Source organism: Reichenbachiella sp., assembly GCF_039941815.1.
Classification (GTDB): domain Bacteria; phylum Bacteroidota; class Bacteroidia; order Cytophagales; family Cyclobacteriaceae; genus Reichenbachiella.
Window position 1 is genome coordinate 88,847 of record NZ_JBDVDW010000057.1, and the last position, 20,017, is coordinate 108,863.

The 20,017-nt window shown below is 39.2% G+C and carries 19 protein-coding genes; 8 read left to right on the forward strand and 11 right to left on the reverse strand.

Annotated elements, in window-relative coordinates; all coding sequences use genetic code 11:
• Positions 1 to 52: 52 nt before the first annotated feature.
• From ABJF11_RS12330 to ABJF11_RS12350, 5 genes are all read right to left on the reverse strand, one after another.
• Positions 53 to 367, reverse strand: a complete 315-nt coding sequence (locus ABJF11_RS12330) for a DUF3817 domain-containing protein (protein WP_348120169.1) — start codon at positions 365 to 367, stop codon at positions 53 to 55.
• A 1-nt stretch (position 368) separates the two neighbouring features.
• A complete protein-coding gene (locus ABJF11_RS12335) occupies positions 369 to 596 on the reverse strand; it encodes an RNA-binding S4 domain-containing protein (RefSeq protein ID WP_348120170.1) in 228 nt (75 codons plus the stop codon).
• 112 nt (positions 597 to 708) lie between these two features.
• The gene (locus ABJF11_RS12340) at positions 709 to 1,425 is read right to left on the reverse strand and encodes a hypothetical protein (RefSeq protein WP_348120171.1); all 717 of its coding nucleotides are present in this window, start codon (positions 1,423 to 1,425) and stop codon (positions 709 to 711) included.
• A 72-nt stretch (positions 1,426 to 1,497) separates the two neighbouring features.
• Positions 1,498 to 2,802: a type II toxin-antitoxin system HipA family toxin gene (locus ABJF11_RS12345; RefSeq protein ID WP_348120172.1), complete on the reverse strand. Its 1,305-nt coding sequence runs from the start codon at positions 2,800 to 2,802 to the stop codon at positions 1,498 to 1,500.
• Complete coding sequence (locus tag ABJF11_RS12350; protein ID WP_348120173.1) at positions 2,796 to 3,161, reverse strand: helix-turn-helix transcriptional regulator; 366 nt, start codon at positions 3,159 to 3,161, stop codon at positions 2,796 to 2,798. Before ABJF11_RS12350 ends, ABJF11_RS12345 begins: the two co-directional genes overlap by 7 nt.
• A gap of 285 nt (positions 3,162 to 3,446) precedes the next feature.
• Between ABJF11_RS12350 and ABJF11_RS12355 the strand changes: the two genes are divergently transcribed.
• From ABJF11_RS12355 to ABJF11_RS12370, 4 genes are all read left to right on the forward strand, one after another.
• Positions 3,447 to 4,001 carry a hypothetical protein gene (locus tag ABJF11_RS12355; RefSeq protein WP_348120174.1) on the forward strand — a complete coding sequence of 185 codons (555 nt, stop codon included), beginning with the start codon at positions 3,447 to 3,449 and terminating at the stop codon, positions 3,999 to 4,001.
• Between the two features lie 275 nt (positions 4,002 to 4,276).
• Positions 4,277 to 5,365, forward strand: a complete 1,089-nt coding sequence (locus ABJF11_RS12360) for a helix-turn-helix transcriptional regulator (protein ID WP_348120175.1) — start codon at positions 4,277 to 4,279, stop codon at positions 5,363 to 5,365.
• A gap of 157 nt (positions 5,366 to 5,522) precedes the next feature.
• Positions 5,523 to 6,812: a hypothetical protein gene (locus tag ABJF11_RS12365; RefSeq protein WP_348120176.1), complete on the forward strand. Its 1,290-nt coding sequence runs from the start codon at positions 5,523 to 5,525 to the stop codon at positions 6,810 to 6,812.
• Between the two features lie 169 nt (positions 6,813 to 6,981).
• Positions 6,982 to 7,389, forward strand: coding sequence for a GNAT family N-acetyltransferase (locus ABJF11_RS12370; protein ID WP_348120177.1), 408 nt, complete (start codon positions 6,982 to 6,984; stop codon positions 7,387 to 7,389).
• A 216-nt stretch (positions 7,390 to 7,605) separates the two neighbouring features.
• Here ABJF11_RS12370 and ABJF11_RS12375 read toward each other — a convergent pair whose 3' ends face one another.
• On the reverse strand, positions 7,606 to 8,304 hold the full coding sequence (locus tag ABJF11_RS12375; protein ID WP_348120178.1) for a hypothetical protein: 699 nt from the start codon (positions 8,302 to 8,304) through the stop codon (positions 7,606 to 7,608).
• Between the two features lie 492 nt (positions 8,305 to 8,796).
• Here ABJF11_RS12375 and ABJF11_RS12380 point away from each other — a divergent pair, with 492 nt between their 5' ends.
• The 3 genes from ABJF11_RS12380 (at position 8,797) to ABJF11_RS12390 (ending at position 11,736) form a co-directional block, all read left to right on the forward strand.
• A complete protein-coding gene (locus ABJF11_RS12380; RefSeq protein ID WP_348120179.1) occupies positions 8,797 to 9,288 on the forward strand; it encodes a DUF1648 domain-containing protein in 492 nt (163 codons plus the stop codon).
• 367 nt (positions 9,289 to 9,655) lie between these two features.
• The gene (locus ABJF11_RS12385; RefSeq protein ID WP_348120180.1) at positions 9,656 to 11,344 is read left to right on the forward strand and encodes a CHASE domain-containing protein; all 1,689 of its coding nucleotides are present in this window, start codon (positions 9,656 to 9,658) and stop codon (positions 11,342 to 11,344) included.
• Positions 11,341 to 11,736 carry a response regulator gene (locus tag ABJF11_RS12390; RefSeq protein ID WP_348120181.1) on the forward strand — a complete coding sequence of 132 codons (396 nt, stop codon included), beginning with the start codon at positions 11,341 to 11,343 and terminating at the stop codon, positions 11,734 to 11,736. Before ABJF11_RS12385 ends, ABJF11_RS12390 begins: the two co-directional genes overlap by 4 nt.
• A 182-nt stretch (positions 11,737 to 11,918) precedes the next feature.
• Here the strand turns inward: ABJF11_RS12390 and ABJF11_RS12395 are convergent, their stop codons facing one another.
• The 4 genes from ABJF11_RS12395 to ABJF11_RS12410 form a co-directional block, all read right to left on the reverse strand.
• Complete coding sequence (locus ABJF11_RS12395; RefSeq protein WP_084370440.1) at positions 11,919 to 12,110, reverse strand: cold shock domain-containing protein; 192 nt, start codon at positions 12,108 to 12,110, stop codon at positions 11,919 to 11,921.
• Between the two features lie 51 nt (positions 12,111 to 12,161).
• Positions 12,162 to 12,377 carry a cold-shock protein gene (locus ABJF11_RS12400; RefSeq protein WP_348120183.1) on the reverse strand — a complete coding sequence of 72 codons (216 nt, stop codon included), beginning with the start codon at positions 12,375 to 12,377 and terminating at the stop codon, positions 12,162 to 12,164.
• 235 nt (positions 12,378 to 12,612) lie between these two features.
• A complete protein-coding gene (locus ABJF11_RS12405) occupies positions 12,613 to 15,660 on the reverse strand; it encodes a two-component regulator propeller domain-containing protein (RefSeq protein ID WP_348120184.1) in 3,048 nt (1,015 codons plus the stop codon).
• 119 nt (positions 15,661 to 15,779) lie between these two features.
• Positions 15,780 to 17,702, reverse strand: coding sequence for an OmpA family protein (locus ABJF11_RS12410; protein WP_348120185.1), 1,923 nt, complete (start codon positions 17,700 to 17,702; stop codon positions 15,780 to 15,782).
• Positions 17,703 to 17,903: 201 nt separating this feature from the next.
• On the opposite strand from ABJF11_RS12410, the gene ABJF11_RS12415 reads away from it, so the two are divergent.
• On the forward strand, positions 17,904 to 18,482 hold the full coding sequence (locus tag ABJF11_RS12415) for a hypothetical protein (RefSeq protein WP_348120186.1): 579 nt from the start codon (positions 17,904 to 17,906) through the stop codon (positions 18,480 to 18,482).
• On the opposite strand, the gene ABJF11_RS12420 is transcribed toward ABJF11_RS12415, so the two are convergent.
• A complete protein-coding gene (locus ABJF11_RS12420) occupies positions 18,479 to 20,002 on the reverse strand; it encodes a HAMP domain-containing sensor histidine kinase (RefSeq protein ID WP_348120187.1) in 1,524 nt (507 codons plus the stop codon). The genes ABJF11_RS12415 and ABJF11_RS12420 overlap by 4 nt on opposite strands.
• Between the last annotated feature and the right edge of the window lie 15 nt (positions 20,003 to 20,017).

Below are 20,017 nucleotides of genomic sequence, written 5' to 3' on the forward strand. Positions count from 1 at the left end.
CGAATTTAGCGGTCATGTTGGTTTTGCTAACCAGCAGGCCAGATGGCCCAGTTTACTGCACAGGCTTACTGCGTTGCTGTATCGGCTTCAGCATTTTGTGATCCAGTACAAATGTACCAAGCGGGACTAATGAGGCCATCAATACCAGAAAAGACTGCGTCAGGTTCCACTTATGGATGTATATATTATGAAAAGCAATCAAGACATAGGCGACAAAAAGCCAACCATGCGCCATGCCTACATAAAAATTGGGTTGATAGATTTCCATCAAATACTTGAGTGGCATGGTGATGGCAAACAATAGATAGCTGATCCCTTCTAATATGGCCAAAAATCTCAATCGGCCTAATGGAGTTTGAAAATTCATGTTATTCTACTTTACCTTCCTGTCCATCGAAGCTAACGGTGTCTCCGGCGCGCATTTTTTTTCTCCTACGTAGTTCTATTTCGCCGTTGACCTTCACCTCCTGTTGATCTATCCTGATTTTGGCCTCTCCGCCTGTGGCTACCCAGCCTAGCGATTTTAGCAGGTTGTTGAGTTCTATGTACTCCTCGTCTGCTTTCAACTTAAATGTTTCAATTTTACTGGTCGCCATGCTGGATTAATCGCTATTGATATGTAAGTGCAAAGATTAACAATTCTGTGGTCGGATAGAACCATTTGCCAAGTTAGATTCTCACCAGAGCCAACTTATTATTAAATCAAACTTATTTCACCTTTCCGGCAAAGGTATCATGGTGCTCTAGTAGTAGAGATCGCAAATAACTGCCGATGAAATTCACACCTTCAAAACCAGCTGCCTTGGCCGCCTTATCTTCTTCTTCGAAGGGTACGGCAGGGCCGGCGAAGTCATGCAGATCCTTGTACCATCCGATAGTAAATATATCCCAGGAGGGACCAAACACTCGGGTGAAAATGAAGTTGGGACGGTGGTCGATCCCGGCATAAAAATCGTTTTCAGCCTTCCGCTGTTGAAGTAGCTCCTTCTGCTTGCCAGCAAGCGCGGTAAATATCTCGATGTGAAATAGGTCATATCCTTGCATCGCAGCATCAAAAGTATCTTTGTCTGGCCCTTCGACTATTGCCTCCTCCTGAAAGGAAACCAGATCAAAAAAGTCATCTCCATATGGCTGCTCCAGCGTGACAGACTGCTGACGTTGCTCAGATTGGCTAGAAGAAAAATAGACCTCCATGCTTTCTATTGTATAAATAACCATCAGATCCCAATGATCGCCTTGACTATGCCTCAGCAAATAAGATTGCTCTTTTTTGTACTTGTCCAAATCGCTTTTGATTTGAGTAATCAACTCTAGCAAACTTCCGGGTTTGGCTCTGAGCAGGGTGACTTTGTACAGCTGACCGGCTTCTTGCGCTTGCAGCTGACTACTGAGTAGAATGAATAATACTAGAATGACTTTTTTCATTGGAATAGATCTGAGGTAAGTAGCTAAGATAAAACTTTATGGCATCCAAATCTCTACTTTACGAACCCTATGTCATAGAGTATGCAAGTTCTCCTGAATGGTCATTTTCAGTCGCTTCCCTACCTTGGCCTGATCTGCAAAAGTCTGCCAGTCCATGACTACTCTATTGATTTCATCGATGGTCTGCTCTGCCTTTTTTATATTGTTCGTTTTCGCAATCGACATCAAATCAGCCTTGGTGATCTCTCTATGTTTGCCATTGACACTCAGGGTCTGCTGATTCACCCATATATTGGATGGATCGTAGGAGTAGCAGACATCGTAGGCAGGTGCCAGTTCCCATCGCTCCCCTTTTTTCATTCTAAAAGAGAAGTTTTTGGTGTGATCATCACAGTTAGTCGCAAGCACATTGAACACCATCCTTTTGAACATCTGCTCAGCCTCCGGGTAAGTCAATTTCAATAATCTCATGGTTTGATATAGCTGCTCGTAGCTATAAGCATTGAGGTGATTGTAGTCATAGTGTTGTATACCGCACAGCGTTTGGATATGGTGCTTTGCGCCATTATCCTCTCGGTCAAATCTTTTAGTCATAAAATGAGCTCGATCTCCTTCTTCAAGCAGTCGGCACTCTGTCATCTCTATGTCGCAGGCTTTGGCCATGAGGTGGTATGCGTATTCTACTCTGCCCCATCCTCGACTATCACCAAACTGCGCGTCGCTCACTCCGTCCAGCTTGATCAGCCAATGCTCGAACCCGCTAGGCACGTGGCTCTGACCGGACTTTACTTCGCCAGTCGATCGATGATAAGCAATTACGGCTTTCGGTCTTGCTCCCCCTGCAGAGGTACCTATTTTCAGGATTTCTTTCATGGCTTTTTCCTCCTCCTTTTTCAAGTTGGTATGAAAGGCCTCCTTACTGGTGAGCATGCGACTGGCTACCTCTACCAGGCTGTCTATCTCTATGGTAGCGGCGGTCTTACTGACTGGAAGCTGTGCCGGTTCAAACTCCAGCGCACCCATGCCACGGCGGCCGATAAAACAGAGCTGCTCTACAGGATTCATACTGTTAGTCGTGCGGCCATTTTTTGCTAACCAGATGTTGATCAGCTGATTTCCATATCTGTCTGGCAAGGCGTCGGACAAGAGGCCTGGTAGTCCTTTGAAAGTGTCCACCGAATCAGTTTTAGCTTTTATCAATTCGGGGAACTCATAGATTCGAGTCGCTCCACTCAGCGGTATTTTGATTGGTGACAGCTCCCAGCCCGTACGCAGAAACTGGCTCTCATACTGGAAGCTAGCCAGCTGTCTGGCAGCATCCCAGCGAACAGCACCTACCGCCTGTCCCCATATTTTGACTTCTGCTACATCTACCATCCTAAATTATCTGGCTCTGCAACCTCGTTTCCTTCGGTGCTATGTCCTCCACTTGCTTTTTTCCTTTGCTGCTTGCGCATCTTGGCATAAGCTACCGGGCTAACCTTCTCTTCTACAATAAAAGTCTCTAGCACGTACAAAGCATCCAATGACCTCAGCAGCTGAATCAACGTAAGCAGCGTGACCGCACCACCATTTTCTATCTGGCTAAGCGTCCATCGATTGAGTCCTGCCTCTTTGGCCAATTGTGCCTGAGTCTTGTTGAGCTCAAGCCTTTTGGTCTTTATAAAATGCCCTATGGCTCGTATGATGGACAAATCATCCATGGCATGCCAGTTTGTGTTGGTATATCCAGTCATAAAGCTTAATTTTATGGTTTAATGATGGTATTTACCATCAAATATGAAGTTATTCATAAATGTAAGTAAATCCCATCAATTATACGCATTTATACAGTTATTGTTAGAAATTACCAACAAATTTTCAAAGTTAAAGAAGGTACAATCAATACAGCAAAAGCTCAGCTTCCCCTTTTTACAAATATGAACAGAGCAATAACCTAACCCTATAATTCCGATAATCCCATATGTCATATAAGTGAGATTTTGTATACTTACTGGATTGTTATGCTTCATTAAGTAACCATGAATATCAGACTAATTTTTAAGCTGAAAAGTCTGTTGACTGAACCATCAACCGAACAGGTCGATCATATAAAAATGCTTAACGATTTATATAGTGAGCACTCTTCCGATAATGATGCGCTTAATCCATTATTTCAATATTTGTTTAACGGAATTGACGACTTACCTCAATTGGAACAAAAGGTAAATTGGAACTTAGACAACTATAATAAATCTAGAATTCCGTTTACAGAATCATTCTCAGAACTAAAGGCAATTATTGAATCAATCCTTAATAATACGAACGCTGAACATCTAATTGAACTATACAACTCTATTGACGAAATCCTTTGGAATGATTGGGATCCAATTGGAGTAAAAGGAATCGAGCCAGAAGATGCGCGAGATGAATATGAAGATTATGTTTTAAGTACTTTTCAATTACTGATAGAAAATCCCGATAGCTCTCAGCTCAACGATCACTTGCACAGAATTGAAATAGAAACTATTGGCGTTTTAGGTAATGATAACGACCGGTCAATTGTAGTTTCTAAATTACTAGCACTTCAAAAATAAAACGAAGCACAAAATTCTGTAATCAAATCATGGTGGCTCAGCTGCAGAAAAGAGCTCTCTGCATTCTTCAAACTCCACCATATCTCAGGTTAGCTATAGATTTGAAAAGAGGTAGCGCAAATCTCAGATTTGGCTATTTAGAATTTGATACTTTATCTTCACGAATTAACACAACACCAGCGGTAGTGTTGTACATCATAAGTCACAATATCAGAAATAAACGGTGAACAACTTGCACTATTGTTTAGACCATTCTACCCAATCACAAAACAGAGATGAGTAATCTTAACCTATTTAATACAATACTGCTCATGGGCGTGATCCATGGATTTCTTCTAACTCTGATACTAATCAGAATCAAAAACAGAAGCGTCAAATCCAATCGGTTGTTAGCACTATTTATTCTGCTGATATCACTGACCATGGTAGGTCGATTGCTATCTGAGACTAAGATTATAAGCGCCTTCCCAAATTTTCTTGCACTACCAGACGCCATTATCTTCTTATACGGCCCACTCATGTTTCTCTACTTTCGAAAACTGTTGGTACAGGAATCTTTGAAAACAAAGAGCGTTTTCCTTCACTTTGTACCAGCTATTATATTTATCCTGTCGGAGATACCCTTACTATTTGATGACAATCACTGGATGAAGATTTTATGGCGTGAAGAGACTAGAATCAGGTTCATTTTAATAGAAGGTCTGGCGATCGGCCACAACGTCTTTTACTTTATTTTAAACAGAAATATGGCATTAGCCTATGTCAAAATTTCTGACAATAACTTCTCATTCAAACAGCATCCCTCCTATCTGAAAGCGATATTTATATTAACTGCACTCACGCTCTTGATCTGGTTGTTTTCTTACCTCTCCTGGGTTACGGGAAACTACAATTTGCTAAGTGTGATTGGATATAGAATGGTATGGTTGATCCTGGCATTCACCACCTATATTTTAGGGTATTTTGCAATGAAGAATCCTGATTTTTACAAAATGACAACGCATAGCAAAAAAGCTAATGTCATAAACAAGGATGAAAGGGATACCTTATTAGATAATCTTGACACGCTCATGTCCAAAGATAAACCCTATTTAGATCCAGCTTTTGATCTACAAGTGTTGTCCGAGCTATTATCAATAAATAAGAACAAGGCCTCCCAACTGATCAATTCCGAGTTCAACAAGAATTTTAATGACTGGACGAATGATTTCCGTATCGATGACGCCAAAGAATTATTGTCAGCGTCAGAAATGAGTATTAAGGAAATTTATTATAAAGTAGGATTCAACTCGAAATCTGTTTTTAATGACGCATTCAAAAAACGCGTAAAAACAACTCCTTCCGATTACAAATCGGGCGGTTGACTTTTTGAATTACAAAAAATTCTTCAGAATTGAAATCACCATTTCAAAATGTCGTCTATGAGCCATTCACCTAAGTGTTGGCAAATATTAGTCCTGAATCATAAATCAGTACCCCTTCAATTTCTTTATCTATTTCCTTTGTTTGAAAACAAAAGGCATGATAAAAATTTATAATTCTAGGCTTGCAGGGATAGTAATACTCATCTTTTTCATTTTCGTTTCGGGTTGTAGTTCTGACTCCAACGACATGGATCCAACCCTTACCTCAGATGTTAGTATGTCACTAGTGGTGGACAATAGCGAACCAGCTATTGATGATCCCATCAATATAAACCTAAGCGTATCTAATGCCGGACCAAATACTGCCACCGGCATAGAGGTATCTATTCCCCTTCCGTCGGGATACACCTACATAGGTGATGACGCTGAATCCTCCACATCTTATTCAGAATCTACAGGCACATGGACAATACCTTCTCTTGACAATGGTTCATCCGCAGATTTAGCTATAGAAGCAACCGTAAATCAATCCGGTGAATATTTGATTGTGGCAGAAGTAATTGCATCGGATAACGAAGACCCTGACTCCACTCCCAACAACAACGTGAGTGCAGAAGACGATCAAGAAAGTATTTCGGTACCTCCTGTTATTCCATCCGACGTAGTAGTCACCACCTATGCAGTGGTGAAAGGTGCCGATGGACTTGTGATGGATGCCTCCGGAAATCTATTTGCGGCTAACTATGGTCTGTCGAGTGTTTATAAAATAGACAAGGAGAAAGTAGTAAGCACGTACCTGACTAATCAACCGGGTGCTGCCGGAATGGCGGTTGACGACCAAGGCGGTTTGTACCTGGCAACATATAATAACAATCAAATAGTAAAAGTATCTACAGATGGTAGTACTGTTGACGTGTTTGCAAGTGCCGTTCTAGCCCCTATTGCATTAGATTTTGATTCAGAAGGAAATTTGTATACCAACAACAATGTCAATAGCGCTGTAACCAAAATAGATGCGGACGGCAATAAAACAGCCATTAGCGTTGATATATTCAACAATAGTAGCTTGACACTAGATGAAGAAGGCAACATTTATGTATCGGATTATAACTCAGGGAAAATTACAAAAATAGATGCAAAGACCAACGAGCTAAGCGAATTCACGAATTTATCCCTCAACTCGGGAGGTATCGGATTTATCATTTATTCTGATGGTAATTTTTATGCAACTGCCATAGCAGACAATGTCATTTTCATGATAGATAGCGATGGTAATGCTAAAACAATAGCCGGAAAAGCGGGAGTATCCGGAACTACCGATGGAGACGGAAATCAAGCCCGGTTTGACAGACCCATTGGTATAATAGCCTCCGAAGATGGCAACACCCTATATGTAGCACAACAAGGAGGATCTGGGGCTATAAGAATGCTTACAGGATTTAGATAAGATTGAGTATCCAGGTACTTTGCCGTTTAGTCAAATCCAGCAGATTCACGGATCTATTCTAGCTGATTTGAATATTGTAATAGCGCACGTTACAGATTTGGCTAACTTGCCACTGAAATTTCAACTAAACCAAAATACTACGCTTGATACAGCGGCGTAAGTCGGAAGCATGACTGAAGTAAAAACCATACCCTTCCAGTCTACATGGGATATAAGGCATTCGGTAATGTGGCCCAACAAGAAGGTAGATTACGTCAAACTTCCAGACGACGAACAAGGCCAACATTTTGGGTTGTTTGTGGGGGAAGAACTAGTTTCAATCGTTTCGACATTTATAACTTCAAATGAAGCTCAATTCCGAAAATTCGCAACATTAAATGAATTTCAAGGTAAAGGTCACGGAACAACTCTCCTAACTTATTTGATGACCGAACTTGAACTTCAGAACCTAAAAAGAATCTGGTGCAATGCCAGAGTAGACAAAACGAACTTTTATAAACGCTTTGGGTTAACCACAACTCAGAACACCTTCTCAAAAGGCGGTGTTGACTACGTGGTCATGGAAAAAATCGTCTAATAAACTGTCCAGCACATACCAGTACGCGTTACCAGGTTTCACAGACCGATTATAATAGCCTCCGCAGATGATAATACTCTGTACGTTGCACAACAAAGAGGATCTGGAGCTATCAGAATGACTTCTGGATTTCGACAAATCGACTTATCCAGAGACATCGCAGCTTAAAGAATCCTTACCAAAAGTCTGATTGACTCATGATCGAAAGGACCGATATTATTCGCAGTTGTTATCATAATAATGAACATGCTTGGCAAGGTCCGAAAATTTAGGATTTTTCCCAGCAAATTCTAAAACAGACGGACAATCATCGAATACGGAGCTAATGGCCTTGCCGTACTTCGATTTTTTCAGGTAAATACCATAAGAACTGCTCTTTGTCACATAGAATGATTTTTCTGCACCGCCAGTCAAGCCACCTGTGAGCTTGGCTCCTCCGGTTTCTTTGGCCTTGGGATCAATATATACCTGCATTTTATTTTCAAATCCTGGGTTGATCAGCTGTAAAATTCTTGGCTTTCCTTTTTTATCAACAACCCTTCGATAGATATAATAATCTGCATTGAGTATGCTTTTATAATCAGTATTTGCCATCTGTTTTATAGACTTAGTATTCTCAACAGCACTCATTAAAGCCGCCGCTTTCGTTCCGGTTCGAGCATCAATACCTACTTCTTTCATATCAGCAATCTTGAATTTGGTTTTGACGTCTGTCACGGTATCCTTGAGCACGATCCAAACCAGTCCATTCATTCCCACCATTCCTGCAGTTACTTTGCCTTCCATTCTAGAATTATCATTTTTGATCACATATCCTCTCTTATTCCATTGCTGTCCAAATTCAGGCATAAAGCTTTGAGCCAAAAGTGAATTTGAAACGAGAATAAGAACTAAGGCAATGTTTAAATTTTTCATATTAGTTGATATTAAGTGAGTTACTCTAGTAATATATATGATTAAGAGGGAATATTATGAAATAAGAAAAATCATTATTTAAGTATGTAACACATGTCGCAGTAGATTATTCGCTTCTCTCTCACTTCCCATAGATTTCCCTAAAAATAGGCCAGTTAAAAAAACGACAAATGATTGATCAAGGAGAATTTAGGCTTGATTACAATGAAAATCATCCTCATAAACCTCTGGGAAGACTATCCCAAAATGAATTTAAAAGGCAAAATAATACAGATAAATTGTACAAAAATTTGAATTTAGTACTGTCCGAAAAAGGGTCAGGTTACATTTTTAGGAAAGGCTACAAAAAGACTTAATACTCATAACAAACATTAAGTTCAATGAGCCAACAGAGCTATGAATAAATTTCATTGTAAAACAGTAATTTTAGAATCAATTTGAAGAGATATGCTCACTGAGCTTACCTAGATGTTAGCTATAATCAACTACAAAATGGAAAGACCGAAGATTAACATTAAACTAGATTTTTCAGACTACATAATAGAAATTATTGGAGCAGTTTTTATTATCCTGATGATTGGATGGCCTCTTTACTTTTTCAATGAGCTTCCAGATGCAATTCCAAGACATTTTAACGCAGCTGGGGAACCGGATAGATTCAGTCAAAAAAACACTATCTGGTCGATGCCCGCACTGGGGTTATTCAGTTATATTTCAATGTTCATTTTAAATAAATTCCCCCATATTTTTAACTACCCAAAAGAAATAACTGAAGAAAATGCTGAACGCCAATACCGAATCGCAACAAAACTTATTCGAACATTAAATATGCTAATTTCCGCAAGTTTTTTCTATATAAGCATAAGAACTATTCAAACTGCTCTGAATGAACAAGATGGCCTAGGAATATTTTTCTTACCCATCTTTCTCCTTACTATTTTCGGAACAATTGGAATATATATGTACCAAGCATTGAAGAAATAATCGCTAACAAAAGACAAATAACCATAGGGCTGATCTGCAATCCAAAGCCGATAGGATTCTGGAAAGTCCGCCAAGAATATAATTTAAATTCAGAAATTGGTGGGGACGCCTAGTCCTGGTTTCTTAGATAAGAAAAGCAAGGCGCTCTTCATTCCCAACATTATATATCAAGACGTTAGCTTTCATAATTGACTAAATGAATACCTATACACCGAAATTCAAACATTTAGCAGCAACCTTTCTTTACGTTTCATTCGGAACTCCAAATATCGTTCAACCTGGATAGTCTAAGAAATATTTTTAATTATTAAACAACATTTTATCACGCTGAAATTAGTTCCTAATTCTTCAGTGATTATATTTAAACATGCCAACCTCGTCCCCCAAGATTCACACTATATGTGTGCTGATTTTGCTATCCGGAGTAATTTTCTCCTTTGGACTCTATTATTCATTGAACCAGTCTATTCATCAAAAACGCGACGGAATACTCGGAAATCTTTATTCCAGCATACAAAGTAACATTCAAAGTGAGATCGACCGAAATTTAAATTCTCTATATGCCCTGCGCGCTAGCTATCAAACTTATCAGGGCTGGACACGTGCGGAGTTTACCAATAATGCGAGGTATTACACAAGCCATATTCGAAGTATTCAAGCGATAGAATGGGTACCAGCTGTGAGTGCACATGAAAGAGACTCTTTTGAAACTACCACTCGAAAGAACGGATATCCAAATTTTGAAATTTTCACAAGAGTTGATGGAAAAGCCCAAAGGGCAGAAGTCAGACCCGTTTATTATCCAGTTTACTACATTGAGCCGCTTGAAGGAAATGAGGCAGCATTCGGTTTCGATCCCGGAAACTCAAGTCCTACCCGTCAACACACTATTCAAAAGGCTATCAGTACTAAAAATGCGTCCGGCTCCGACGTGATAACAATAATTCAAAAAACTACTCCCCATAAAGCGATACTTGTATTCGTTCCAATCTTCAACAAGAATAACATTGAATTGGATGGGTTAATTGAAGGTGTCTATCTCATGAATCATCTTATAGAATCAGCTCTTGCTGATATTGACTTGCCAAAAGAAGCAAATCTGGTCATCACGGCGGAGTCAGAAAATCAAGAGCTATTTGGGAGTCACTTGTTGGGAATCGAGGATTCCAACGTGCGGGAAGGATTGCTACAGTTTGCAGACCGCAAATGGCAGCTTCGGTTGGAGTACGACGGCAACATTGTATCCCAACTAATTAGTCCAATTTGGATTCTCTTTGCCTCACTTGTTTTTACAACATTAATTGTAAAGATTGTTTACGATGCATTGACCGACAATCGAAAAGAATTGGAAAAAAATGTACTTGAGCTAAGAAGCAATAAACATGACCTCGAACAATATACTTATGCGGCTTCACATGATCTACAAGAACCATTACATATAATACAAAGCCTGGTCAGGCTTGTAAATGATGAATATGGAGGCCGACTTGATGCCATGGGCAATAAATACCTGGTACTCATAGATGAGGCCTCACAGCGAATGAGTCAACTAATTGCCAGTCTACATCAATATAGCCGTATTGGGCAGCTAGGGCCAGTCATGTGGACAGACTGTCGTACAGTATTGGAAAACGTAATCAAGGATTTGCATGACGAAATCGACAACAGAAATGCCGAGGTACTTATCGTTGGAACTTTACCAGTCTTGATGGTCTACCCTTCTAGTATCTATCAGTTGCTATTTCATTTGATATCTAACGGGCTGAAGTTTCAAAAGGTGGGTAACAAGCCCGTTATCAAAGTATCTGCTAATCAAATAAAAAATGAAGAGTGGGAGTTTACGATCTCGGACAATGGAATTGGCTTTTCTCAAGTCAACAGCAAGCGTATTTTTAGTATATTTAAAACACTGCACTCCAGATCGATTTACCCTGGTTCAGGCTTCGGATTAGCTAACTGTAAAAAGATTGTTGAACTCCATAAGGGCAAAATCTGGGTTGAGTCTCAACCTGGAAGAGGCAGTACATTTTACTTCACGCTAAACCTAACTGAATGATTGCAACCAGCTATATCTTACTAATTGACGACGATCAGATCACTAATTTTGTAAATCAAACCATCATTAAAAAATCGGAAGTTTCGTTGGACTCCAAAGCTGTTATTACCGGTTCTGAGGGTCTTAATTTTCTCATAAAATGTCTAGAGGTGAATGAAGAATTGCCACATGCTATTTTATTAGATATCAATATGCCAGAAATGAATGGATGGGAATTCCTTGATAAATTCTCCAAGTTGGACCAACGGATTCATGAAGAAGTGAAGGTGTATGTATTAAGCTCTACACAGAATGAGGATGATGTTCGCAATGCCAGGGCGAATCCATTCGTAACAGATTTTCTACCAAAACCATTAAATTTTGAGAAAATCAAAGAGGTATTTGACCACTAATACGTTTCCAAAAACAAGATCTCAATGTCTACTATCTAAATCAAGCTGTTGAAACAGTCTGCAGTGAGTCAATAAATAAGATGCTATTCAGAGGCCAAACCAGAATGCTGTAGAAAAGGCACAAAAAAAGGCAAGTCGATTAAAACTTGCCTTGACAATATTGTCTGATATCAAAAGTAGGATTAACCCAGAACTTTTACGTTTACTGCATTAATACCTTTTTTACCTCTTTCGGTGTCAAATTCAACTTCGTCGTTTTCTCTGATTTCATCCACTAGACCTGAAGTGTGTACAAAAATATCGTCTCCTCCATCTGATGGCTTAATGAAACCAAATCCTTTGGCGTCATTGAAAAATTTTACTGTTCCTTGCATTGTTTATTAAATTATTAAAAAATTTCTTTTGTTATTCTTAGTCGTTGGAATCTAATCTTTTTTATCTTCCTTTTTTTCGGGTTTTGGTTCAGGCGGCTCAGATAATATATTCCCGAACTCGTCTACGTATGCCATCATATCTGACAATTCACCTCCCTTATTGTTGTTTTCTTGTCTTTCCTTTCGTCGCTCCTCTTTTTCTTTCTTCTTAAGTAACTTTTTCTTGGCCTTCTGGTTTTTGATGAAGCTATTCTGGGATTTGGACATATCTTGTATTTATCATGAAAAACAAATGAACATCACTTGCTTTTGGAAGAAATAAAATCAATACATAATTGTCAATTAATAAGTGAATGGACAAATGCGGAATGAATCTTACTGAATTCCAGATACAAAGGTAGTTCTTTAATTTAAAATTACATCCTGTATCACGATTTATCGAAATAATTACTAATAACAGTTCACCGGCTAGAGCTGCGTGAAGAACAAGCTGTCCGAATACTTAGTCCAACTTTTTGTACATCACCTCAAGGTTTTTGAGAATAATAGTAAAAACACTGCCTTCTCCAACGACCGTCTGTACATCTATACCTCCCTGTATTTTGTCCAGAGTCTCCTCTACTATATAAAGCCCAAGACCCGACCCTTCGGTTGAACTGGTGCCGCGATAAAACATGTTGAACACTTTTTTGCCATGTTTTTTATCAATGCCTGGCCCATTGTCTTTCACTACTACTTTTACGCCTGTGGCGTGGTCGGTTATACTCAAATTGACAATGGCTTGATCTACTTTATCTGGTCTATGATGTTTGAATGCATTGGTAATAATGTTGCTGAGAACAATTTTCAATCGTTTTGGGTCACTATAAAACGCTTTAGTATAGTCGTAGTTGAGAGAATGTTCAATTTTACTAAAGTTTTGTGTGTGACTTATATCATCAATAATATCACTGACCATTGATTCAAAATCAATCTTATCTACTTCTATACCGAGGCGAGCATTTCTAGAATAGTCAACGATATCATGAATAAATTCATCAAGCCTATTTACACTTTTCTCAATATGATCAAAGTAGTCCATTCGTTTTTCCGCATCTCCCATTCGAGCAAGGTTGATAAGTCCTAATATGGATGATAGCGGGGATCTGATTTCATGGGAGGCACTATAGACGAATCGATCAAGCTCCGCATTCACCTTCTTGAGTTCGACATTTTGACGATTGATAAAAGAGATTCTCCATTGATATATAATAATGAAAACAACTACAATACAGACCAATATTAATAGGTAAAACCAAAACGTCTGGTAAAAAAATGGCTTGACTATAAATGCAAAACTGGTGCCTTCGGTATTCCAAATATTGCTTTCGTTTGCACCGATTACTTTAAAAGTGTACTTCCCCGGCCTTAAATTGGTATATTCCACACTACCTATGTAGTCCGACTCACTCCAATCTTTGTCAAATCCTTCAAGTTTATATCTAAATTGATTTCGTTCTGGGGCGGTATAGCTCATGACAGCAAAATCAAATATGTAGCGTAAAGCGCCTGCTTCTATAATGGCTTCAGGAGCCTCTGGATTGAAAGATTGATTATCGACGACCACATTCCTAATTCTAACCTCCGGGATAATACCATTCTCTCGTACTTTCTCAGGGTTAATTATACAAACACCGCCGAGAGTTGGAACCAGAATCTCACCTTCGTCGGAGCCTAGAGATCTCGTAGCCCCAGTACATTCTCTATTATTCATCCCATTGTTTTCATCCAACAATTGATAAGGCAGCTGCTCTATTTCTCTATTTAAATACTTACGCCAATTTGATTTAGAAATTTGAAGGATTCCCAAATTTGAGGTTACCCAAAGGCTACCCTTTTTGTCGTCAACCAGGTCGAAATACGTCTTACTTCTTCTATCTGAAACCAAATCCACTAACGTCAATTTTTCTCCATCAAAATAAATAAGACCGATATTGGCGGTAATCAAGGCGGTTCGATCAGTAAGCATATCAATATTGAATAGAAGTATACCAGAATCGTCATCTTTCAAATTGTAGGTAGTAGCTCTACCATCCGTCTCTATCACTGTCAGCCCACCGCTATGCGTACCTATATACATCCTTCCTTCGGCTGATTCGGTTACGCTAAACACGAAGTCGGATTGAAGTTTATTATCTTTATTTAGGACTTCCTGTATAGATCCATCCTTGAATTTGATTAGCCCGCCTGATCTTGAACCAAACCAAAAAACACCTTCGCGATCTTTTAGAACAGTTCTAAAGTTGTTGGCTGGCATGCCATTTTCTGTAGAATAGACTTTCTCTTCTTTACCTTTCTTATAAATCATACCTATATAAGTGGCAAGCCAAAAAGAACCATCGGAATCATGATATATGTCTCTAATTCCATTCCCTCTCAAATTTGTACTCAGTGGTAGTTTGGATAGCGTTTGTCCATTCCACACATCAATATTATTTTGGTCGGTTCCAATATAGAAACTTCCATCCCATGACTGATGTACGATGTTGACACGATCACTTGAGAGATTGGGCTCAGACAGATTTTTCATCATACTTTCTTTGAGCCTGATTAGCCCTGTCCGACTGGATGAGAGCCATAGACTATTTTCCTTGTCTTTGATCAATGAGCTAATACGAACTAAGTCTACTCCTCCCTTCTCTAATAGCCAATCTGTCCTATCCTGAGCCTTATTCCATCTGGCCAGTCCAATTTCAGTACCGACCCATACCGAATTCCACTCATCTACAAGCAAACTATTGATATATATATTTCTTAGTTCATCAACGGTTTGGAGTGATCCTTCTGTGTCGATATACTGCAATCCATTTGTACTTGCGATCATCAGACCATCAATAGAGCAAGCAAGGCCTTCAATATAATTATCGAGCAAGCCATCTTCTACAGTAAATTGCTTTTCCAGCTTTTCGTCGACCAAGCAGAATAAGCCCTGCCCTTCTGTGGCAACCCATATTTTTCCTTCTTCATCTTCTATGATTCGAGTGATGGTGCTTTTGTTCAAGCCTTGGACGTTGATTTTTTTAACCTCGTCATTTTCAAGTTTGAAAAGCCCTTGATTGTCACTTCCGGCGTAGAGTATACCGTTGGAACCCACACAAAGGGAAGGAAAAGATTTTGGGAGATTGGGCTGATTCACACCTACCAACTCAAATTCGCCGTTTTGGTACCTTACCAATCCGCTACCTTGTGATCCAATATAGATTACACCTTGCTTGGTTTCTACTGTGGTATAAAAACCATCTGTTTCCAGAATTGATAGGTTATTAATATCAAAAATCTCGATACGCTCTCCGTCAAAAATCATTATTCCATTGAAGGAGGTTATCCAAAGCAACCCTCTGGAATCTTGAAAAACGCTGGTAACATTATTAGAAGATAAACCGTCATCTGTGGTCCATTGTGAAAGACTTATATTTTGAATGTCCTTTTTTGGATCATAGCTATCATCTTGAGAATAAGAATCATTTATCAGGAAAAACCCCAGACACAAAACACCAAACAATATTCTCATAGAGATTAATTATTCACCAACTAAAAAAACTGGTTCTACTTTCACAAAAGATAGGTCAAAATCAATTGATATGAAAGTGCCAGCATTTTTAGTTGGAATAAATAATTTTCGAGTAATAACTAAAACTCTACTATCACAAATTCTGTTCGACGGTTTGCTTTTCTTCCTTCGTTGGTACTATTGTCAGCTATAGGTGTAGATTCTCCATATCCCTTTGCTTGTAATCTAGTCTCTTCTATACCTGCTAACTTCAAATAATCGACCACAGCATTAGCTCTAGATTGAGACAGTCTGAGATTGGCTTCTTCTGATCCCAAATTGTCAGTATGACCTCCTACTTCTATCACCATAGAACCATTGTTTTGTAGTAGTTCGGCTGCCTTATTTAATTCTACATAGCTTATCGGCTTGAGCTCAGCTCTTCCTGACTCGAAGAAAATATTGTTCAACACCACCTTGGTTCCTTTTTCTATAGGTTCCAGATTGATGTCCTTCGTGATTTCCTGGTAGGTTGTATCCTTAGGCAAATCAAAACTTTGGGAGTAGAAGAAATATCCATCCTTACTGGCCGATACACTGTAGTTTCTGCCGGCAGGAAGCACAACCAAATACTCACCACTTTCAGAATTACTTTTATTGATAGCAATCAGCTCTCCAGTGTCTATATCTTCGATCAATACTAGTGCTCCAAGAGGTGCACCTGAATTGGCGTTTGAGACGATGCCGGCTATGACTGCTGTAGGCTTTGGCTTCAGGTAGTCTGGAAGCTCAGTCTCATATATATTGTAGCTGTCGCTGTTTCTGGATGATGAGAAATATGCTTTTCCTGATCCTGATATACTGAAATTTTTGTCTTCTCCAGAAGAATTTATAGGCGCTCCAAGATTAATCGGTCTAGACCATTTCCCATTTTCAAATACGCTATAAAAAATATCTGCACCACCATATCCAGGATGACCACTGGTGGCATAGTAAAGGGTCTTGCCATCAGCTGCTAAAAATGGACTATTATCACTTAGTGGTGTATTGATGATTCCTCCCAGATTTTGTGGGATCCCCCAATCACCGAGGTGATTGATTTCGGTCATGTACAGATCTGCTCCACCATACCCTCCGTCTCTGGACGAAGTGAAAATTATACGAGTACCATCTGAGCTAATGGTTGGCTGCGATTCCCAATCCTCACTATTGACTACATTGCCCATATTTACAGGCTCTGACCATCTGGTGCCATCCAACGTAGTAATATATAGATCACAATTACCGACGCTTTCATCACCGCCACATCTGACGTAGACCATCGTCTGCCCATCACCCGTAAATGCTGAACCAAAATCATCATTGATCGAATTTATTGGTTCGGGAAGCATAATTGGTGGACTCCATGAATTGTCCAAAAGATTTGAGACATATATATCTTCCCCATAGTGATTAGCACGTGAGCTGTCTTGAACATTATCAAAACCTCCTTGTCTTACGCTAGTGAAATAGAGTCTGGTTCCTACTGGATTTACCTGCGGAGCGTAATCATTTGCGGTACTATTGAGTTGGGCAACCTGAACAGGATCTGAAGTAGTATTGGGCTGTTTTCTAATAATAGCACTGCTGACGACATACTCCAATCTATTTTTGGCCTCATGTCGTTTCATTGTATTCTTGGGTTTATCCGGGTATCGCTCAAGAAAGGTTTCAAAATACCTTTTGGCTCTAGACAAACTGTTGATTTCAATAAATACCTCTCCTCCTTCAAAATAAAAGGCAGGATTATAATTAGGGTTCACACCTCTTAGCTTTTCAAAAGCGATGGCCGCTTGCTTTGGTTGATTATTTCTTTTGAACGACATAGCCAAATAAAACCAGGCCTTGTCCGATCGGTTATTGTATTTTAAAGCTTCGTTAAATTTGGCAATGGCCTCCTCGAATCGAGCATGTTTGTAATAAGTACCTCCATCCTTAAAGGCCTCAGAATAACTCTGAGCCAATACCTCGCTATCAAGCAATGCAAAGGACATACTTAAAATAATTACATATAATATTCTCATAATTATAAATGGTTGATATAATTAGTAAAATAGGGAATCTTTGTCAAATACTGAATATTCTCGAACAAGCTATTTCGTAATGTGTTCTAATAGACATGGATTATTACTGACACTTAGGGTATATTTATCAATTGACGCTTTTTGTTTGCATGATAACCTATATTTTTGTTTTGCTTGATTGACTCTTTATTTCCAGTGCCTATGAAATACATATACTTTTTTTTCTTTTCAACCCTTCTCTTCAATACTCCACTAGTCGCCCAAGAGGACTCACAGAAGGATATAATTTCTATCATTGACGAGTTGCGTACGAAGTGGGACATAGAAGCTTTGAAAATGGAGTCGTACACTGGCATGAAAGAATATTGCCATTCCAACCCCTATCGAAGAGGGATTTCACAACTACTACGTAAGATTCATCACTACGACACTACGCTGTATTTTACTGTCACAGATAAATATGACACCAATGAAGATGCTGCAGCTAAAGAAACATTGGATGATATTTTGACCCTCGAGACAAAATATACGACTCCAAATTTTGTAGCTTTTCTAAAAGAAGAATGCAAAAAAGTCATTCATATAGAAAAGAATCTCGCCAAGAAGGACAGTGGCGGTTTTGACAAGGACATCGATGCACTGGAAGAAGAACTGACTCAGTATATTGATGCTGTCACCGAACGTGTTGACTTAGTAGACGAGCATATTCACCACCTCAAAGAATTAGATTCTGAGACGCTGGATCCAGTAATTGATGAAAGTGATGATTCTGGATTTTAATCCATTTCGTTTAAGTGAACAGTAAATTTAGCTCCTTGTTTAGGACGACTTTCTACATGCAATTCTCCATGATGATAACTCAGGATTGTATTAATGATATACATCCCTAGTCCGCTACCATTCACATGTGAATGAAGGCGAACAAATGGTTTCATTATTTCTTCTTTGTATTTAACCGCATCAAATCCTAGTCCGGTATCTTTTACCGTCAAGCTTACTCTGCCTTTGTTTATTTCTGTCTTCAGTTCGATAACTAAGGGCTGCTCTGGGTTTTTATATTTGACAGCATTCGTGAGTAAGTTTTGCATAATGCTTTTCAAATGTAACGGTGGGTAGTTGATTTGCTTACAAGCCGTAAAATCCTTCCTGAACGTAGCATTTGAATCTTTAATATCCTGAAGCATCCCTTGTGCTACCTCAGCCAATATTTTGTCAAACGAGACTAGCTGAGGATCTTGGCTCAGAGACGCACGAAGGTGATTTACATCATTGAGCGCATTGACTGTGGTGGACAACTGATCTGCACTTCTTTTTACATTCTTGAGAACCGTGTCATAACTGTTGTCTCCCATTTTGGTATTTTCCAACATCTCGATGAGCGACTTCATGTTATTGACTGGTGCTTTCAAATCATGCGCAGTGCTATAAGAAAAGTGCGTAAAGCGCTCAATTTCTTCTTGAGCTGTTTGTAGCCTATCGGCCATATTATTAAAAGCGTCTACAAGGTCTTCAGTAATACTCTCAGGTTTCAACTGAATTCTGGTATCCAAATTGCCAGCACCTAAACGCTCTGCGCCTTGTCGAATCTGCTCCAAGGGCACCCATATTTTATAACTAAAAGTATAAACAGCCACCAACGATAATGTGGTAAAAAATATGGTCAATACTACTATCCATTGCATGGATAATTCTTCTTCCTGTTCGACAGATTCCACTTGTGACTCCGTAAACATTTCGAGTCTCATAAGCACACCTTCGATCTGACCATTGAATTCGTTTTCTTCCTGTTCTACCCTTTCCGATTTGATCATAGCAGTATGAATATCCCCTTGCTCCAGGAGCTCAAGTACTTCCAGCGCATGGTTTTCATAACTTGTATGTTCTGATTCCAGTTTTTTCAAGGCTACCTCCAAGGTTCTAAGCTTCGAAAGTTGACTACTACTAGAAGTGTAGGTCAGCGCCTGCTTTACTTGTTCTTCGGCAGAAATGAGGTCTTCATCCACCAATTTAGCAAGGTATCTAAACGTACTATCTGACTGCTGGAATTCTACCAATGCGTATTGATTTTTATCAAATTCTTCAGCGTATCTAATCGATCGTTCAAAATTTATGGATTGTTCCAGCTGATTAGTTTCTATTTGAGTAAGGATCTCAACCAAAGGAAGGTCTATACGTGCTACATCGTCGATATCCTGATGAGTAAAAAGCATTCTCAAAAGTGCAACAGCACTGAGCATCAGTAACATGAGAATAATAAAGCTACTTCGCTTTAGTATGGTATCTCTTACTTTATTTTTCATCTTAATTTTTTATTC

Bases quoted from the DNA above. Each gene is read 5' to 3' on its own strand.
- ABJF11_RS12330 (WP_348120169.1), bottom strand. From the start codon at position 367: ATGAATTTTCAAACTCCATTAGGCCGATTGAGATTTTTGGCCATATTA.
- ABJF11_RS12335 (WP_348120170.1), bottom strand. From the start codon at position 596: ATGGCGACCAGTAAAATTGAAACATTTAAGTTGAAAGCAGACGAGGAG.
- ABJF11_RS12340 (WP_348120171.1), bottom strand. From the start codon at position 1,425: ATGAAAAAAGTCATTCTAGTATTATTCATTCTACTCAGTAGTCAGCTG.
- ABJF11_RS12345 (WP_348120172.1), bottom strand. From the start codon at position 2,802: ATGGTAGATGTAGCAGAAGTCAAAATATGGGGACAGGCGGTAGGTGCT.
- ABJF11_RS12350 (WP_348120173.1), bottom strand. From the start codon at position 3,161: ATGACTGGATATACCAACACAAACTGGCATGCCATGGATGATTTGTCC.
- ABJF11_RS12355 (WP_348120174.1), top strand. From the start codon at position 3,447: ATGAATATCAGACTAATTTTTAAGCTGAAAAGTCTGTTGACTGAACCA.
- ABJF11_RS12360 (WP_348120175.1), top strand. From the start codon at position 4,277: ATGAGTAATCTTAACCTATTTAATACAATACTGCTCATGGGCGTGATC.
- ABJF11_RS12365 (WP_348120176.1), top strand. From the start codon at position 5,523: ATGATAAAAATTTATAATTCTAGGCTTGCAGGGATAGTAATACTCATC.
- ABJF11_RS12370 (WP_348120177.1), top strand. From the start codon at position 6,982: ATGACTGAAGTAAAAACCATACCCTTCCAGTCTACATGGGATATAAGG.
- ABJF11_RS12375 (WP_348120178.1), bottom strand. From the start codon at position 8,304: ATGAAAAATTTAAACATTGCCTTAGTTCTTATTCTCGTTTCAAATTCA.
- ABJF11_RS12380 (WP_348120179.1), top strand. From the start codon at position 8,797: ATGGAAAGACCGAAGATTAACATTAAACTAGATTTTTCAGACTACATA.
- ABJF11_RS12385 (WP_348120180.1), top strand. From the start codon at position 9,656: ATGCCAACCTCGTCCCCCAAGATTCACACTATATGTGTGCTGATTTTG.
- ABJF11_RS12390 (WP_348120181.1), top strand. From the start codon at position 11,341: ATGATTGCAACCAGCTATATCTTACTAATTGACGACGATCAGATCACT.
- ABJF11_RS12395 (WP_084370440.1), bottom strand. From the start codon at position 12,110: ATGCAAGGAACAGTAAAATTTTTCAATGACGCCAAAGGATTTGGTTTC.
- ABJF11_RS12400 (WP_348120183.1), bottom strand. From the start codon at position 12,377: ATGTCCAAATCCCAGAATAGCTTCATCAAAAACCAGAAGGCCAAGAAA.
- ABJF11_RS12405 (WP_348120184.1), bottom strand. From the start codon at position 15,660: ATGAGAATATTGTTTGGTGTTTTGTGTCTGGGGTTTTTCCTGATAAAT.
- ABJF11_RS12410 (WP_348120185.1), bottom strand. From the start codon at position 17,702: ATGAGAATATTATATGTAATTATTTTAAGTATGTCCTTTGCATTGCTT.
- ABJF11_RS12415 (WP_348120186.1), top strand. From the start codon at position 17,904: ATGAAATACATATACTTTTTTTTCTTTTCAACCCTTCTCTTCAATACT.
- ABJF11_RS12420 (WP_348120187.1), bottom strand. From the start codon at position 20,002: ATGAAAAATAAAGTAAGAGATACCATACTAAAGCGAAGTAGCTTTATT.